1 protein-coding gene is annotated in these 586 nt (G+C 64.7%); it reads left to right on the forward strand.

Annotated elements, in window-relative coordinates; genetic code table 11:
* A partial coding sequence (locus J0A65_RS25245) for an RNA ligase RtcB family protein (protein ID WP_206596968.1) occupies positions 1-586 on the forward strand: 586 nt, incomplete at both ends.

The following is a 586-nucleotide window of genomic DNA, read 5'->3' on the forward strand; positions in this document are numbered from 1 at the left end:
GATCTGCCAGTCGCCAAGCTGCACCTGGACAAGCTGGAAAAACGTCTGGGGAACCTCGACACACCGCTGGACGAGGACTGGGCCGAAGCGATCGCTGCCTTCAACCTGCCGGCCAGCGGCCACGAAAGAGCGCTGGGCACCATTGGCGGCGGCAATCACTTCGCCGAGCTGCAACAGCTGGACCAGGCCTATGACACCGATGCCCTGAACAGGCTCGGTATCGACGGCAAGCACCTGCTCCTGTTGGTACACAGCGGTTCACGCGGCCTGGGCGAGGCGATCCTGCGGGAACAGGTCGATCAGTTCGGCCACGCCGGGCTGGAAGTCGGCACGCCAGCATGCGCGCACTACCTCGAACGTCATGACGATGCGCTGCGTTTCGCCGAGGCCAATCGGCAGCTGATCGCCCGACGCATGCTCGAGCGCCTGCGCGCGAACGGTGAGCCGTTGCTGGACATCAACCACAATCTGGTTTCAGCGGCCCGCATCGACGGCGTGGACGGCTGGCTGCATCGCAAGGGGGCAACACCGTCCGATCAGGGCACACTGGTGATTCCAGGCTCGCGCGGTGACTACAGCTACCTGG

Origin of the sequence: Bowmanella yangjiangensis (assembly GCF_017255015.1) — a bacterium.
GTDB classification, from domain to species: Bacteria; Pseudomonadota; Gammaproteobacteria; order Enterobacterales; family Alteromonadaceae; genus Bowmanella; species Bowmanella yangjiangensis.